Annotated in this window: 13 protein-coding genes; 4 read left to right on the top strand and 9 right to left on the bottom strand. The window is 42.1% G+C overall.

What is annotated here, in order from left to right:
• Nucleotides 1–456: 456 nt before the first annotated feature.
• Nucleotides 457–1,500 (bottom strand): IS110 family RNA-guided transposase, encoded by a 1,044-nt coding sequence (locus tag AC1DNH_RS05105; RefSeq protein WP_477579498.1) that lies wholly within the window; start codon nt 1,498–1,500, stop codon nt 457–459.
• 1,195 nt (nt 1,501–2,695) lie between these two features.
• Here AC1DNH_RS05105 and AC1DNH_RS05100 point away from each other — a divergent pair.
• On the top strand, nt 2,696–3,970 hold the full coding sequence (locus tag AC1DNH_RS05100; RefSeq protein ID WP_477625232.1) for an alginate lyase family protein: 1,275 nt from the start codon (nt 2,696–2,698) through the stop codon (nt 3,968–3,970).
• 328 nt (nt 3,971–4,298) lie between these two features.
• On the opposite strand, the gene AC1DNH_RS05095 is transcribed toward AC1DNH_RS05100, so the two are convergent.
• Together AC1DNH_RS05095 and AC1DNH_RS05090 are read right to left on the bottom strand one after the other, a co-directional pair.
• Nucleotides 4,299–4,703, bottom strand: a complete 405-nt coding sequence (locus tag AC1DNH_RS05095; protein WP_477579501.1) for a hypothetical protein — start codon at nt 4,701–4,703, stop codon at nt 4,299–4,301.
• Between the two features lie 364 nt (nt 4,704–5,067).
• Nucleotides 5,068–5,307: a helix-turn-helix domain-containing protein gene (locus AC1DNH_RS05090; protein ID WP_477579503.1), complete on the bottom strand. Its 240-nt coding sequence runs from the start codon at nt 5,305–5,307 to the stop codon at nt 5,068–5,070.
• Nucleotides 5,308–5,377: 70 nt separating this feature from the next.
• Here AC1DNH_RS05090 and AC1DNH_RS05085 point away from each other — a divergent pair, with 70 nt between their 5' ends.
• Nucleotides 5,378–6,166, top strand: a complete 789-nt coding sequence (locus tag AC1DNH_RS05085; protein ID WP_477579505.1) for a DUF6597 domain-containing transcriptional factor — start codon at nt 5,378–5,380, stop codon at nt 6,164–6,166.
• Between the two features lie 72 nt (nt 6,167–6,238).
• A complete protein-coding gene (locus tag AC1DNH_RS05080) occupies nt 6,239–6,772 on the top strand; it encodes a dihydrofolate reductase family protein (RefSeq protein ID WP_477579507.1) in 534 nt (177 codons plus the stop codon).
• A 427-nt stretch (nt 6,773–7,199) separates the two neighbouring features.
• Here AC1DNH_RS05080 and AC1DNH_RS05075 read toward each other — a convergent pair whose 3' ends face one another.
• The 3 genes from AC1DNH_RS05075 to AC1DNH_RS05065 form a co-directional block, all read right to left on the bottom strand.
• Nucleotides 7,200–8,483: a WD40 repeat domain-containing protein gene (locus AC1DNH_RS05075; protein ID WP_477579509.1), complete on the bottom strand. Its 1,284-nt coding sequence runs from the start codon at nt 8,481–8,483 to the stop codon at nt 7,200–7,202.
• A gap of 66 nt (nt 8,484–8,549) precedes the next feature.
• A complete protein-coding gene (locus tag AC1DNH_RS05070) occupies nt 8,550–10,535 on the bottom strand; it encodes a hypothetical protein (protein WP_477579511.1) in 1,986 nt (661 codons plus the stop codon).
• Between the two features lie 335 nt (nt 10,536–10,870).
• Nucleotides 10,871–11,263, bottom strand: a complete 393-nt coding sequence (locus AC1DNH_RS05065; RefSeq protein WP_477579513.1) for a response regulator — start codon at nt 11,261–11,263, stop codon at nt 10,871–10,873.
• Nucleotides 11,264–11,958: 695 nt separating this feature from the next.
• Here AC1DNH_RS05065 and AC1DNH_RS05060 point away from each other — a divergent pair.
• Nucleotides 11,959–12,306, top strand: a complete 348-nt coding sequence (locus tag AC1DNH_RS05060) for a helix-turn-helix domain-containing protein (RefSeq protein WP_477608429.1) — start codon at nt 11,959–11,961, stop codon at nt 12,304–12,306.
• Here the strand turns inward: AC1DNH_RS05060 and AC1DNH_RS05055 are convergent.
• The 3 genes from AC1DNH_RS05055 to mnmE all read right to left on the bottom strand — a co-directional run bounded on the left by AC1DNH_RS05055 (nt 12,303) and on the right by mnmE (nt 15,747).
• Nucleotides 12,303–13,502 carry a tyrosine-type recombinase/integrase gene (locus tag AC1DNH_RS05055; protein WP_477625231.1) on the bottom strand — a complete coding sequence of 400 codons (1,200 nt, stop codon included), beginning with the start codon at nt 13,500–13,502 and terminating at the stop codon, nt 12,303–12,305. The two genes, AC1DNH_RS05060 and AC1DNH_RS05055, sit on opposite strands and share 4 nt — an antisense overlap.
• A 6-nt stretch (nt 13,503–13,508) precedes the next feature.
• Complete coding sequence (locus tag AC1DNH_RS05050) at nt 13,509–14,069, bottom strand: helix-turn-helix domain-containing protein (RefSeq protein ID WP_477586343.1); 561 nt, start codon at nt 14,067–14,069, stop codon at nt 13,509–13,511.
• A 319-nt stretch (nt 14,070–14,388) separates the two neighbouring features.
• Nucleotides 14,389–15,747 carry a tRNA uridine-5-carboxymethylaminomethyl(34) synthesis GTPase MnmE gene (mnmE, locus tag AC1DNH_RS05045; protein WP_477625230.1) on the bottom strand — a complete coding sequence of 453 codons (1,359 nt, stop codon included), beginning with the start codon at nt 15,745–15,747 and terminating at the stop codon, nt 14,389–14,391.
• Between the last annotated feature and the right edge of the window lie 234 nt (nt 15,748–15,981).

Raw genomic sequence — 15,981 nt, 5'->3', positions numbered from 1 at the left:
TTTCCCAGTCTCCGATTGTCACTAAAGATCGCACAATGCCCAATTCAAATAGATTCTGTTAAAAGTCTGGCAGGAATTTTTTTAAATGCAAAAATCTGCCAAGAAATAAATTTCCTTTTTTCTTGCGAAAGCACCGAATGCCACCGACAGGTTGAAAGAAACCGGGGATCTTTTTTCCGGAGTTTTGGGTAAGGGGATAGATATGGCTGCAGTAATCAAAAAAGCACAGGGAATATTGGGATAAAATTTAAAACGGCAGTATTTTTGTTTAGAAGCTCAGGCTTATGGAGAAGTTTTAAAAAAGAAAAAATTGCTCCTTTATTGGTATTAAAAAGGGACGGAATTTTTCATCCCTCATCTTATAAGCTTATGAAGCCAAAGCTGAAGCTTTTTGAAGGTCAGCCATATTGATAATCGTCGGTCCGCGCGAGTATCAACATGGTCTTTTGTTCTTTATCAAGGGATGTAGGTTGTGGGTCTGTATTCGTGTTTTTTCTCATACAATCTATTGTTTTTGACACAGGCATATACCCTTGCGGCGATTTTTAACCGGATTGCATTGAGTACTGACATTTTGTGTTTTCCTTCTATGTCTATTTTGCGGTGATAGTAAGCCTTGATATCCGGGATGAACCTTCTGGCCAGAACTGCAGAGTTATGTAGCAGGGCTTTCATTTTTTTATTGGCAATCTTTGATATCCGGGTTTTCTTATGGACCGTGGTACCAGATTTATAAGGGAAGGGCGCTACTCCAGCGTAAGATGCGAACTGTCTGATGGTCTTTATGTTTTTAAATTCGTTGGTGCAGATAAGGATTTCCAGTGCGATCACGGGCCCGACACAGGGCACTGACTGCATTAAGGTCATCAGTCGGTTTGTTTCTTCATCCGCTTTCCATGTCGCCTCGATCGAATCTTCAACGTCCTGTATATCCAGTCTAAGGGCATCGATACTCCTGGAGCAAAGCCTGTTATTCTGTTCGATCAGGCCTTTCTTCACAAAGCCTGTATTCTCTTTTAAGGGTACCCGCATCGCGATATGAAGCGATTGTAAGCGCTTTCTTAAAGTGGATAAACCGGCCAATTGTTCGATGATCGGCCGCTTTGGTACCCTTAATCTTAATACATCCCTGGATTTATAGAGGTACAGCGCGATTCTTTCGGCGTCTTTTTTATCGGTTTTTCCTCGGATTAAACCCAAAGAATTTTTAATACGAAGGGGCGAGTCGACGACAGTATCGATTTTAAGCGTCTTCAGTTTGTTGATCAGGTAATTGCCATAGATTCCAGTATCTTCCATGCCAACAACGGCGTTTCTGGTGGTAAACTTCAAAGACGCTTTCAGGTGTAGCATATGGTCCTTGATCGCTTTTGGTTCATTGGGGATGGTATTGTGGACCAAAATAGATCCCCGAACCATGACAGCGATATCCAGGGTTTCTTTTGATATGTCGATCCCGATGAAATAGACATACTTTTTTGTCTTATTCAGTGCATCCATAGCTGACGGTTTTATAAGTCCCATCTTAAACGGTCAGGCGTTTTCTACAATTTAGATCTTACCTTTAGCAAACGCTCTGACTCACCTGACCGTTCTTTTAATTTGTGCTGACCATTAACTTATCGGGCCTCTTGCTTGCTGATTGGTCTTTCCAGAGTGTGCGCCTAAGTCTTCTCCCTATAATCATGATAAGTCAATTAAAATTTTGATGGGACTTGATTTCAAATCCAGTTTATTTAATACATACTTTTTTGTCTTATTCAATGCATCCATAGGCAATGGTTTTATTTCCCATCTTGAACGGTCAGGCGTTTTCTACAATTTAGGTCTTACCTAAGCAATAAGCCTGACTCACCCGACCGTTCTTTTAACTTGTGCCGACCATTAACTTATCGGGCCTCTTGCTTGCTGATTGGTCTTTCCAGAGTGTGCGCCTAAGTCTTCTCCCGATAATCATGATAAGTCAATTAAAATTTTGATGGGACTTGATTTCAAATCCAGTTTATTCGATATAGGCAGTTTTCCGGTCGCTTTTAAACAAATTTAGAAATCAAAAGTGATTTAATCAATTTGGTTTTTTTAAAATATACCTATTCGGGCCGGGCCATCAGTTGTATCTTTTGTTCTGGAACGATGCCGCGTCTGTCCCTGACGGGGGGAAGTATCATGGTCAGGGTTTCTTTAGCAGAGTTCCCTGTGGCTATCGGAAATATAAATAATCTGCACAACTAACACTTGGATATATTAAACTGATAACACGCACACAACCGGAAGCCCGACAGTAGGGTATGGCCAGATCAATAGATTAACAAATAGGTAATATGAGCATAATTTGCCTGGTTTACATTTGGCTAACCTAAGCTAAATGTAGTCAGGTGATGTTCAATTGTGGGTCCCTGATTTTAAAATGTAAAATATATCTTACGAAAAGAGTATGGAGGGTTTACAGTTTTGCCTTTGGAATATATAAACCTTGGATGGTCCGTCCACCAAAGATCAATTTAAAATCTAACTAAAATTAATTAACAAATGAAACTTATCAGGAAATTGCCTTTTAGGCGTTTATCTCGTATAGCTGAATAACCTGACACCAATGAGGCTGATTGTTGAAAATAAGCATGTCACAATGCAAGGCTGTTAAGCCGGCCTTTTGCATTTAAAGGCGGATCATATTTTTACCAATTATCTATTAACTATGAAAACAAAAATGAATCTACTCACACTTTGCGCGGTAACTGTCATTTGCGGATGCAGTAAGCCAATCGTTACTGAAGATCCGGCAGATTTGAGTGCTGGCCTGGTGCCCGGAAAACAATTGGTAGCCGCTGCGCTAGGGCGGGTAAGCACTGTTGTACACCCAGGGATGCTTCATTCTGCGGCTGATTTTACGCGGATGACCAGTAAGGTAAATGCAGGGGCACAACCCTGGCTGGATGGCTGGAATAAACTTGTAGCCAATGGCCGTTCTGCAGCCACCTATGTTCCGCGGCCGGTTGATACCATTGTGCGTGGAAGAGCAGCAAGCGGAAGGGCTGAAAATTATATCCTGGCCTGTCAGGATGCTGCAGCTGCCTATCAGAATGCACTACGATGGAAAATTAAGGGCGATGCTGCTTGTGGCGCAAATGCCATAGCGATTATGAATGCCTGGGCTGTTAAGTGCAAGTATATTGATGGGGACAGCAACAAACAGCTGGCGGCAGGCCTGCAGGGTTACCAATGGGCCAATGCTGCAGAAATTATGCGGAGTTATAATGGTTGGTCGGCAGCAGATTTTACGGCTTTTAAAAATTTTATGCTGAATGTATACTATCCGGTTTCGAGCGATTTTCTGAATAGACATAACAATACCTGTAATACACATTACTGGTTTAACTGGGATATGTCCAACTTATGTACGGTGTTGGCCATAGGCATTCTTTGCGATGATGTGGCCAAGATTAATTATGCAATAGATTATTACCAGCATAGCGGGACCGGCACCGCCTTTATCGGAAGAGTGACTACGGCTACATATCCAAATGGTATGGACCAGGGCCAGGAGGCGGGGAGAGATCAGGGGCATGCAACAATGGAGGTTCCTCTTTTCGGTACTTTTTGCCAAATGCTGTATAATCAGGGACAAAACTTTTTCGATTATAACCCCTGGAGCCATGTTAATCCGCCCCTTTTAGGGGTTAGTGAATATATCGCGGCCTATAACATCAATACAACCAATACCGTCCCGTTTACAACTTATAACAACTGTGAAAATTCAAATCATACGGTTATTTCAAGCGCTGGACGTGGCACCATACGCCCGGGATGGGAACTGGTTTACAATTATTATGTGAAGGTAAAAGGGAAAACAGCTGCCTATACTACCCAATTTGCTGCAAAAGTACGGCCTGAGGGCGGTGGTGGAGATTATGGACCAAATAGTGGAGGTTATGATCAGCTCGGCTTCGGAACCCTTACTTTTTCCCGTTGATCGGCAATTGCTTAATACTTCAAGACAAAGACTTTATCGATCAGGATGAAGTCTTTGCCGTATATGATGCGGTTGTTAGTTTATCTGCTGAATTTACTTTATAAATTTTTAAAAATTTTTGATTATGGGAGCGGTAAAATGGCGTCCTTGAGTGGTTTTGTGATCCCGAAGGGCTATTTGACCAGGTATAATTTTTAAATGGAACAACTGTTTTTTGCGGATGCGGGACCAAAATACCGGATTGCAGGCAGAGGTTTTTCCAGGGCCGGATTTTTTGTAGGTCCACAGGTAAAGCGTGAAAGGGGAAATACGGGATTGATATGAAGTTTTATTCAGGGGAAGGGAGATCACTGCTTAACAAAACTGGATAAAAAAACCGGGAAGAATGAGTCTTTAGGTATTCAAGTTTGTATAAGAAATCATCAGATAAGGCGTTATTGTATAGTTTGGTTAAAAAAGTCTCCACCATACCCGCATCCGAAATAGCCATAGCATCAAAAAACAGCATTCTTTGGAAATCTGTATTGGTATGTAAAATGCAAATGTATTTTCCAACAATGTTTATACTTACTACGTCATCCGTGTATATAGATTTTCTTATTTCTATATCTTGGGCATATTCTTCTCCAAAATGATTGATATTTTTAGCAATCTTATCTGGATCTTGAGTATAGCTCAGAAAGCTGTCGTTTTTATTGGCATCTATGTATAATACGATCGGGTTCTGCTTCATAAAGGTTCGTTTCTTAAACTTAATAAAGCTCTGGCGTAAAAACAAGTTGTTTTCATATTTTGCAGACTATTGGTCAGGATAGCAAGGTTGCCATTCTTTTTTATGGACAATATACAGCAGTGTTAATCTGTAACATGGACTTTTGCGGCATAAAGCGCTTCGCTGTTTATTCCACGGTTCCCTGTACATTTTAACTTGATGCTGTCTCTGTCTGGCAAAAAAAGTATGGTGCTGATCCAGGTGTTGAGATAAAAACTTCTCGTGGATTTTCGTTTGTATGTTGTTCTGTTTCCAAGATTAAGGCTTTCTGGGCATAGCTTAAGGAATGCTTTTTTAGTAGTCATTGTATTTAATATTGTAGCGTTCAATTTTTTATTTTAGAAAGTCCCTCATGATTAAGTACCGTTATTTTTGTTCCGTTCCTATCAATAATCTGCTGATCCTCAAAATCAGATAAGGTGCAGCTTACCGTTTCAGTGGCTATGCAGGCCATCGCGGTAAGATCTTCCCAGGAGATATTTATTAAATTATCATTTACCTTTGTCTGTCCATAAAGCTGGAACAGTGTATCCGGCCATTTTTTTTCTCGCTGAATTATAGGCAAGATCTAAAAGCTGCTTTTCCTTTTCCCTATTATCTCTTGAAAGTAAATGGATAAATTTTCGGACCACCTCATGGCTATATTTATCAGTCGGGGGGTATTGCAGCGAACAACACAACAGAAAATGATGAAATACAAAAAAATAAAACCTTGCAAAGAATTAGACCCCTTTATTCATTTCTATTGGGAACTGAAGGGGAATGAGCTTGAAAGACAATGGGAGCGGGTTTTTCCAGATGGCTGTGCTGGTATAGTAGTGAATTTGGGAAATACTTGTTTGACAGATAATGGCTCGGTTTCGATGGACTTTGGGAAAACTTATGTAGTCGGTGCAATGAATTCTTTCAAAGACAGCTTAATTGACCGCGATACACGTTTAATGGGCGTGTGCCTGAAACCTGCAACTTTTGCTAATTTCTATAACTATGCTTCACAAAATGAGTTGACTAATGATACCGTTGAGTTTGAAAAATATAACTCATTTAATGTTGATAAAATACTTGACAACCCATTTAATTATTTTGACCATTTTTTTTCAGAAAGAATAAAAAGCAAAAACAACCAACTGCGATCAGCTATCGATGACATACATTCAACGAACGGACAAATCAGTATTTATGAGCTATCAAAACGGAATTTCACAACGGTACGACAATTGGAGCGAAATTTTAAAAAGCTCATTGGTCTGTCACCAAAAGAATATTCAAATATTATCCGTTTTCGAAATGCTTTGAGTTTAATCAAAAATTCAAGGCAAAACCGGAGCTTATTGGATATTGCATTTGAATGTGGCTATTATGACCATTCGCACCTTAGCAATGAAATCAAGCGAAATACTGGACTTTCACCGTCACTACTTTAATTTGTCGCATTTTTACAAAGTGCAATAGGTTGTAGAAAAGTAATTTTGCCGAAACATTAAAATTTAAAATATATGCGAACAATATCACTTTTCATTGCAATGAGCCTAGATGGTTACATTGCAAAACCAAATGATGACCTAAGCTTTTTGAAACTTGTAGAAAAAGAAGGGGAAGATTATGGTTATGCGGAATTTACGTCCAAAATTGACACCATAATTATTGGTAGAAGAACCTATGACTATGTAGTTAACGAAATCGGAGCATCTCATTACGATAACGGACAACGGGATGTTTATGTCATAACAAGAACTGAAAGGCCGAAAGTAGGCAGAACGACTTTCTATACGGGAGATATAACTGAATTACTCAAAGGTTTAAGGTCTGAAAAAGGAAAGAATATTTATTGTGACGGTGGTGCTGAAGTTATAAATGAATTATTGAAACAAAACTTAATAGACGAGTTTATCATTTCGGTTATCCCAGTTTTATTAGGTAACGGGATAAGACTTTTTAAAGACGAAAGACCTGAGCAAGCAATTGAACTCAAAACAGCAAAAACATTTGATACTGGACTGATACAATTACGGTACGCGCGGAAAAAGTAAACAAAGGACGACCAACAATGGGTTGCATTAGGCGGCCTAAACAGCAAACTCAATGGCAGCTTACTTTTGTTTCACAGATAGCAACTCGTACGTCAAATGGAAAATAATTGTCCTAGAAAAGAAGTGTCTTGTACCCATTTAGGTTTGCAGCTTTTGTGATAAATTTGGTTATCTCCTGCGGACCTGGCCATTTGCTGTATCTTTTGTTCTGGAACGATGCCTGCTCTGTCCCTGACAGGACAGTTGGTATGCAAGACAGGGATATTAATTAATGATTTTTTGGACTAAGCTTCCTCTATTTCGGAGCTATTTTTTGATAATCTTTACTGCATATTTCAGAGGAAATGGGGAAGAACATGAATTCTTAATTTTTAAGCTATTTAAATACAAAACCTGCAAGTATCATAGTAGTTGCAGGTTTTAGCTGTTACCAAAACAAAGGCTTGGGTTCAGTTTTCCAAAAAATTATCCTGAATTCCTCTGAATGGTTGCCGTCTCCTATGGTATGGCTGTCCTGGCCTTCGCCCAGGCGGAGCTTATGGAGCATTCCGGAGTGGGAGCCCACCCAAAGGGTCTGCTCGTCGTCGGAAATAGCCATGCCGCTGATGCTAGAGCCCAAATGGTGTCTCCATAAAGTTTTTCCGTCTTTGTCAATTGCCCTGATATAGCCATACGCGTCGCCAAGGATATAATATTTGGAGGCTGCTATTCCCGAATAAACGCGCATCTGGTCATCCAGTAGCGTAAAATCCCCGTTTTCTTCATAAGCAGGTATAGAGATGCCGTTCAATCTGTCTGTATCTACGCCGATGCTGATCCCGTTGTAGAAATGGCAGGAATTGGTCAGCAGCTGGCTGCCGTCTTTGGAAAACAGACAGTAATGCGGATAGGAGGATTGTGGCCCGATTACTCCAATCTGGTTCCCTTGGGGATCGAGAATGCGGTGATCGCTGCACTGATCGGCTACTATGATGAACTGGTTGTCGTCAGATATGGCGGCATTTTCCATATCAATGTTAGGGTTCCATTCTTCATCATCTTCATCTGCTACCGGATGGATCATCTGTTCTCCTTGGCGGGACAGGATGAAAATGCCTTCAGCGGTTGTCAGTAGGATTTTTTTGCCGTCGTTGAAGGGGACCATTTCGGTAATGCCGTGATCTGAATCTTCGCTGAGCGTAAATTCTGCGATTATTTCCCCCTGCCAGCCTTGGGTTGTGGTAATCTTGTCCTTTACCGCAATGGCAAATACCGCTCCGATTTTGGATTTACCGATGGCGCGGATATTTTCATCCAGTTCCACGAGGTCGCTGCCGTTTAGCAAAAAGGCCTGTCGCTGCTCATAAGGGGATCCGGTAAGGAAAATAATCTTTTGCCCTTCGATGAACTGGAGTTGGCAGATGCTTTGTGAATTGTTGTTCATCAGGCCGGTCAGCGGTGCATGTGCAGGTGGGAAATCCTGCCTGAATTTTTGAGTTTCTCCTTTTTCATTGGCTTCTTTTAGCAAGGCCAGTACCGCCTGGGCAAGGTGTTCCCGATCATCGCTCGGGTCTTTTCCTTTCCAGTTGTCCCAGCCATGTTCTTCTGCAAAGCGGACCATTTCGTTTACGGCGCTGGCATATTCGGCGCCTTTTGTTTGCCATTCCTGCTGAATGTTGCTGTTTTTTTTCTTGAAGAGATTAAACACGGTATCGTTTTTTTGTTTTTCCAATATAGAAATTATGCGTCGATGTGAAGTATTTTATCGACCGTTTTGCAGCCGTTGAGATAGTTTGCACTATTTGCCGAGCGTGATTTTTCTGATTAAATTATTTCCCTGGTCTGACACATATAAGATGGTTTGGTCAGGACTTAGTGCCAATCCGGCTGGATGGTTGAACGATGCCGTTAAGGCGGCACCGTCAGCGTGTCCCTTGATGCCTGAACCGGCCAAAGTTGTGACCATGCCTGTACTTGAAATTTTTCTGATCACATTGTTCGATGCATCTGCAACATATAGATTGGCTTCCCTGTCCATCACGATTGCCTTGGGATTGTAAAATGTTGCAGCTGTGCCCAAGCCATCCCCCCGGCCATAAATGGCAAAATTTCCGGCGCTCTGCATCCCTGCGAGCACTGTAAAAGAACCACTGTCATTAACTGATTTACAGATACGGTGATTGCCGGAATCGGCCAGATAAATGTAACCTTTATCATCTACCCAGATCTGATAAGGTTGTTGCCAAAATAAACCACTAGGCCCTGAGGTTCCCGAGGCCAGTTCGATAATATCTCCCGTGGCACTGCGCTTATAGATCCAGCCATATCCGCTATCGGAAAAGAAGATCTGATCGTTTTTATCCACAAAAATACCTGTTGGTGCGGTAATTCCGTGGGGCTTATTCTTGATTACTGAGGTAACTGCACCGGATATACTGATTTTGCGAATGGCATAGTTGCCTGAATCTGCAACAAAAATTTCATTCTTTGTATTGATAGATAAGCCAACCGGATTTAAGAAGCTGGCATTTGAACCCAGGCCGTCGCTGTAACCTGATTGTATTTTTCCGGCAACAAAAGTGACGTTTCCCGATGGGCTGATTTTGCGGATCATGTTATTCCCTCCATCGGCTACAAATAAATTGCCCTGACTATCGGTAGACATTCCGCTCGGGTGTTTGAAATAGACTGTTGTCCCAATGCCGTCGGTCGGCGTAAAATCCCCCAAAATAGTACTGACTATCTGATCAGCTGAAATTTTTCTTATCTGGAAATTGTTTGCATCACCAACATACATGGTACCGTCTGAAGTCAGTTCAACAGAGACGGGATAATTAAAACTTGCCGTGCTGACGGGGCCATTAACCACGCCACTGCTACCGGTCCCTGCATAAGTGGTGACCGATCCTGTTGGGGTGATTTTTCTGATTGTCTGGTTTCCAGAGTCAGCCGCATATAGATTACCTGTAGCATCGATGGTCAATCCCATCGGGAATTTAAACGATGCGACATTGCCGCTACCGTTGGCAGACCCTGGCTGGCCGGTTCCGGCCAACGTGGATACGTTGCCGTTTTTATCGATCTTCCGGATGCTATGGTTCTGCCTGTCTGTTATGAAAAGATTATCTGCTGCATCTATTGCGATATCTTGGGGGGCATTAAATAATGCCGCTGTACCCAGACCATCGCGGTTTCCCTGGTTTACGCCTCCTGCAAAGGTGCTTACATTGCCTGTCGCATCTAGTTTTCTGATCAATGAATTATTATCGGTGATATAGATATTCCCTTTTGAATCTATGCCTATACCTCTTGGAAATGTGAATGAGGCTGAAAGTGCCGGTCCGTTTACAATTGCCAAAGGACCATTTCCAGTTGTTTGTACACCGTTTCCGGCAATGGTGGATACCGTTCCGTCCGGCGTAATTTTACGGATGTATCCTGTTCCGCAATCTACGGCCAGAATATTTCCGGACCGGTCGAGTACCATGCCCGAGATATTACTAAAAATTGCGTCTGTTCCCTTGCCGTCCTTATGGCCAGCGATACCGGTTGTACTCCCGGCCAAAATTGAAGCAGTTCCGTCTGGTGCAATCTTCCTGATGCAGTATTTCCCTTCATCTGCTACAAATACGTTGCCATTAGCGTCTGCGACTATACCGTTCGGGGATTTTAGTTTGTTTATGTCCGCAACAAAAATCCCCGCAAATGTGCTAACTGTTGACGTGGTTGCACCGGGTGAGGGAATAGTCGGCCCAGGCTCTGTTCTTGGTTTTTGGCATGACAAAATAAAAAAAGAAGATATAAGGATGCCACAACTGAATAGTTGGACCGTGTTTTTGGAGAGTTGTGTTAACATTCGAATAATTATATATGCAATTATAACAAATATTGGATATAATGTCTTGCTACAATCAATTTTAGCAATTGGGATTCCGAGAATAATGTTTGTTGCTGGGTTTAGTTAATGTTGTTAGGGGGTGGGTTGTTTTTGGCTGACCCCTAAAGGACCGGGCAATCTGCTATATCTTTTGCTCCAAAAGGATGCCGCTTCTTTCCCTGGCAGGGAGATTGCGTCCAAGTTAAAAAATGGAATGCACATTTTTTTATCCGGTCCAAAGTTTATCGCATACGTTTTCGATCTCTTTGCCTTGGTACTGAGGAGATGAGGCGGTTCACCTTGCGGTGCAATTTGGCATAGTCAAAGGGCTTAAATATGATCCCTTCGGCTTGGCTGGGTATCTGGTAGGCTTCCGATTCCAGCATTGCTGTGATCAAAAGGACGGGGATGTCCTGCGTCGCGGGATCACCTTTGATGGTATTGCACAGTTCCCTTCCGTCAGCATTGTCGAGCAGGATATCCATGACGATAAGATCGGGTTGGAAGTCTGTGATCGCAGTCTGGAGCTCATCGCTATTGTTGATGCCCGTAACAAGGTAGGACTGGTCCTCCAGTACCGCCTGAATAACTTCGGCATTGCTCTGATCATCATCCAGTACAAGAATCTTGAACATAAAATTTTCCTGTTAAATGAAATTAAATAAAGCTATTGTCCGTTTGTCTTCTGGGAAGCATGGGCGGTATCCGGCGATTGTCATTTATGATCGCAGTCTAAACTGGATATCTACGGTTCGCCATGGTGGCGGGTATCCGATTAAATGCCGTCTTTTGGACCTTGCCTTTGATCCCCTGTGGATTTATGGAAGAGCTTAAATTTAAGTAATAAGGGGATAAAAAACAAAAATTGATGGTAAAAACATTGTGATGGTGGTTTATTGATTTCCCTTTGGGATACCGGAGCTGTCAGCTTCTAAGCATATCGTCAGATCTTTGATAAAAGGTCATCGATCGGTTGACTAATGGTCAGGATACGGTGTTTTTTTCTGAAACAGGGATTTTAGCTGTTTTTCAGGGGGACCTAACCAAACCGTCCCTAATATTGCCTTTGGGTCTGCCATCCGCCTCAGCCAGGTGTCTACAAAACATACTTTGAGCTGTGCCATACCGATGGAAGTAAAGAAAACCCAGCAGGTACTAGGGACTTTATCAAACCCAGTCACGATAGCAATTTAGAAACAATACCATTGGAGCAGGGCAAATCCTAAAACGGGAAGTTTAAAATTTTTGCAATACATCAAAGTCCAATTCCCCCAATATTGGATAATAGCAGCAAAATAATGCCCAAAATTGCGGTAAATTAAACTGTGCTATGGAATCATTTGGCTTTGAGAAACTTCCTGAGATCATCCGTCAGTTATTTGAAAAAGTAGAACGGATCGAAGAAATGGTCTCAGATCTTAATCCGGTTGACGACGGATCGAATGACCTTTTAACGGTTAAGGAAGCTGCTGATTACCTGAAGGTTTCCGTGCAATCCTTATATTCTAAAGTCAGTAGAATGGAAATACCGGTAAGCAAGCCGGGCAGGCGATTGTACTTTAGCCAATCGGAACTCAAAAATTGGGTTTCAGCTTCCAGACGTAAAACTGCATCTGAAATCATTCAGGAATCGCAAAGTAAAAGCAATCATTCGGATAAAAAGGACATGTTCATTTAGCTTGTGCCAAGTTTTTCCTCATTTCGGTGCAGGATAAAAATCGCTGGTCTTTTTTCTTGACCATCACGGACACTTTCATCCTCAACATCTTTAAGCAGCATCCTGGCTGCCGCCTGGCGCTTGGTCTTATCCACGATTTTTGCATAAATTTCGGTATTTTTTAAGGAGCGGTGACCTAGCAGTTTAGATACCGTGTAAATATCAGTACCCAGTTCAAGCTGAAGTGTAGCAAAAGTGTGCCTGAAACTGTGGAAGGTGATATTCTTAAAAATGCCCGCGGCAGTACACCAGTTCGTGAAGAATGATTTAAGCTGACTGTACTTCAGACCAGGAAAAAGTAAATCTCCCGGTTTCATTCGGTCTCCAAGGCGGGCTACAGCCTGATCCGATATTGGCATTACCTCTGCCTTCTCTGTCTTACCTTGCGAAAATTGAATTTCGAAACTGCCCGGTCTGCCCCTAAGTTCAGACCAGTGTAAGGTACTTACGTCTGACCACCTAAGGCCGGTAAGTCCGGAAAAAATCGCTGCATTTTTCATCAGATCCGAACTGGCAGGCGTATCTGCCAACTGCTGAAATTCTTCCATCGTCAGTCTTTCCCTGTTCGTTTCCTTTGGTGGTATAGGATCGACCATGGCATGCAGATCCAGCGGGATGAGCTTTCGTCTGTAGACATGGCGTAATACCGCCCGGAATTTGGCATAATAAGTAACTGCTGTATTCCTTTTGATCGGCCGCCCGTAGCGCGAGATCCCAGGTCCGCTCAACAGATAGTTTTTGTAATCCTCGCACAGAAAGTCAGAGAGTTCAGGCAGACGCAAATCCTGACCGCTAAAAGCGATAAAGTAACGCAGTCCCATTTCCCAGTGATCGTTCATTGATTTCCGGCGGCTTTTGGACACTTGCCTAAAAATCTCGGTAAAGCTTGCATTTCGATCCTGTTCTGAAATGATCCCGAAGCGCCTGTTCTGTATTTCTATCTGGCGTTGCGCACAGACAGTCTGTGCGGTGAGCAGTGTTTCTTTGTTATGAATGCGCTGCAGTTCATTCTCGGGTTTTGTGAACAGGTATAATTTCAGCGTAACCGAACGCTGGGCTTTTCCGGTCTTACTATTTAAAAACGGTGGATAATAATCCAGATAAAGGCTTTGCCTTCCGGTACTAAGATTTTTCCTTCTGAGTGTAACGCTTCCCATAACTTATTAACTTTTATAGAATATTTGATTCAATGCTGAGCGGAGTACATAGCTGAACTTTCCGCTAGAGAATACTTCGAGATCGTTCCGTTTGATCAGGTCATAAAGTGCTTTTTCTGATATACCAAAATGCTGTTGGGCATCAGCCATACTTATGCAGTAGACTAATGCAGGATTTTTAGTTCTTTCAGTTCGCTGAACCGGCTGGAAATCGATCTGTTTAAAGGCCTTATCCAGATGCTTTCTTTTGATCAGTGTTTTCCGTTCGCTAAGCTGTATTGCTTTAATCCTGCCATTTTTGATCTGCTGATAAATTATCCTTTCACTGCAATGAAGCAGGCGCGCGGCCTGTTTCACCGTAAGGAACTCTGCGGGCTGGTCATTGATCGCTTTTGTACGGATACTAAGCGTCTGTTCATTGCTGGCAGTAATCTTTATATTACGGATTTTTTGTTTGTAGTGCCGCCTGTTACAATTCAGGCTGCAGTACTTCGTGACCGTGGTTTTTGCCAAGAATGTCTTACCGCAGTGTTCGCAGATTCGCTCAACTGTTATATTGCTACTCATTTCATCCTTTTTTGCTGCATCTGCTGCAGGTCGACAGGACTTTTAGACCCTAAAACATCGGTGGTAATTTCCCCCTCAAATAGTGGCTTATTAGCGCCGTTTAATGTTTTTTAGTGTCGTTAAGTGTCGATAAGCGACATAATTTCACCCATGATTTTTTTGGGAAAAATTTCAGTCGCTCGAGCAACAAATGAGCAACAAAAATGCGAAAAATAGTGGTAAACCTCCAAGAAATTGGTGGAGAAATATTAACATAACTTATTAACAATCAGTAAGTTGATTGTCGTAAGTTGTCGAAATTAGTGGTTGTTTTGGGGGATTATTTGCCGATACAAAACTTCGTAAATATATTCTCCAACAAATCATCGGTAGTCACTGTACCCGTAATTTCACCAAGATAATGAAGCGCCTGTTTGATGTCCATTGCTAAGAAATCAGAGGTAACCGGATTATCTACATTAGCCAAAACCCTTTGCAGGGCATGTTCGGTTTGTTTTAAAGCTTCTACATGGCGGATATTCGTTACCAGGGTTTCGCTGGTATTAATATGGTGCAAGTTAACCTGCTCCAATAAAGTGGTTTTTAATTCATCGATACCCTGTTTCTCTTTAGCCGAAATAAAAACAACATCTAAAGCTTCGAAAGCTTTACGCTGTGCATCTGCCATGAGGTCGGCTTTATTGACTAAAATTAAATAGGGGATAGCCAATTGCGCTAAACCCCGAACCTGCTCTTCAATTTCTGAATTACTTTGAGCGGCATCGGCCATGTAAATAATCAGTTTAGCCTGTTTCATTTTCTCTAAGGTACGTTCTACGCCTAAAGCTTCGATAATATCAGCAGTATCTCGGATTCCGGCCGTATCGATAAAACGGAAAACAATGCCGCCAATGGTGAGTTCATCTTCAATGGTATCGCGTGTGGTTCCGGCAATGTCCGAAACTATAGCGCGTTCTTCGTTCAGGAGTGCATTCAATAGAGTAGATTTACCCACATTAGGTTTGCCAGCAATAACAATTGGAACCCCATTTTTAATCACATTTCCCATTTCGAAAGAGGAGATTAAACGTTGCAGAACGTAGTTGATTTTGTTCACGAGGTTTTTTAGCTGTTCGCGGTTGGCAAACTCTACATCCTCTTCTGCAAAATCGAGTTCAAGCTCAATCATCGAGGCGAAATGGATCAATTGCTCTCGTAAACCCTTTAATTCATTGGCAAAGCCGCCACGCATCTGTTGCATGGCCACATCATGCGAAGCCTTCGAATTTGAGGCAATTAAATCGGCTACTGCTTCGGCCTGACTTAGATCGAAAGCACCGTTTAAAAAGGCACGTAAAGTAAATTCGCCAGGTTTGGCAGCGCGGGCTCCTTTACTAATTAACAGGTTAATAATCTGTTGGATAATATAATTAGAGCCATGGCAGGAAATTTCTACCACATTTTCTTTGGTATATGATTTTGGGGCAACAAATAAACCCGCTACCACTTCATCAACAATATGATCGCCATCTTTAACCAGACCAAAATGTAAAGTATGCGAGGCCTGCTTTTCTAAATCTTTTCCTGCAAATACGGCATTGGTAAGTGAGATAGCCTCCGGACCAGATAAACGGATTACGCCAATGGCGCCAGAACCTGAGGGAGTAGATAAAGCAATAATGGTATCTTGATTGTTCATGTGTGGTATTAAAGTTGCAAAAATAAGGCTAATCTGTGGGTATATCGTGTAAGGGAAGTAATTTTTTTAAGCATTGATTAATCGGTTAACTGACGCCAAACGCAAATCGCTCAACGCCAAATCAACTAGCAGCCCTTCGACTCCGCTCAGGGTGACTTATCGAGGGGAGATCGATTAATTGACTCTCAATGCTAAGCGCCCAACTCCAAACTGGTTAATGAGTTAATTGACTTC

It is taken from the genome of Pedobacter sp. 01N310 (genome assembly GCF_056399805.1).
The sequence above is the reverse complement of the archived record's forward strand: the minus strand, read 5'-3'. Positions and strand labels throughout refer to the sequence as shown.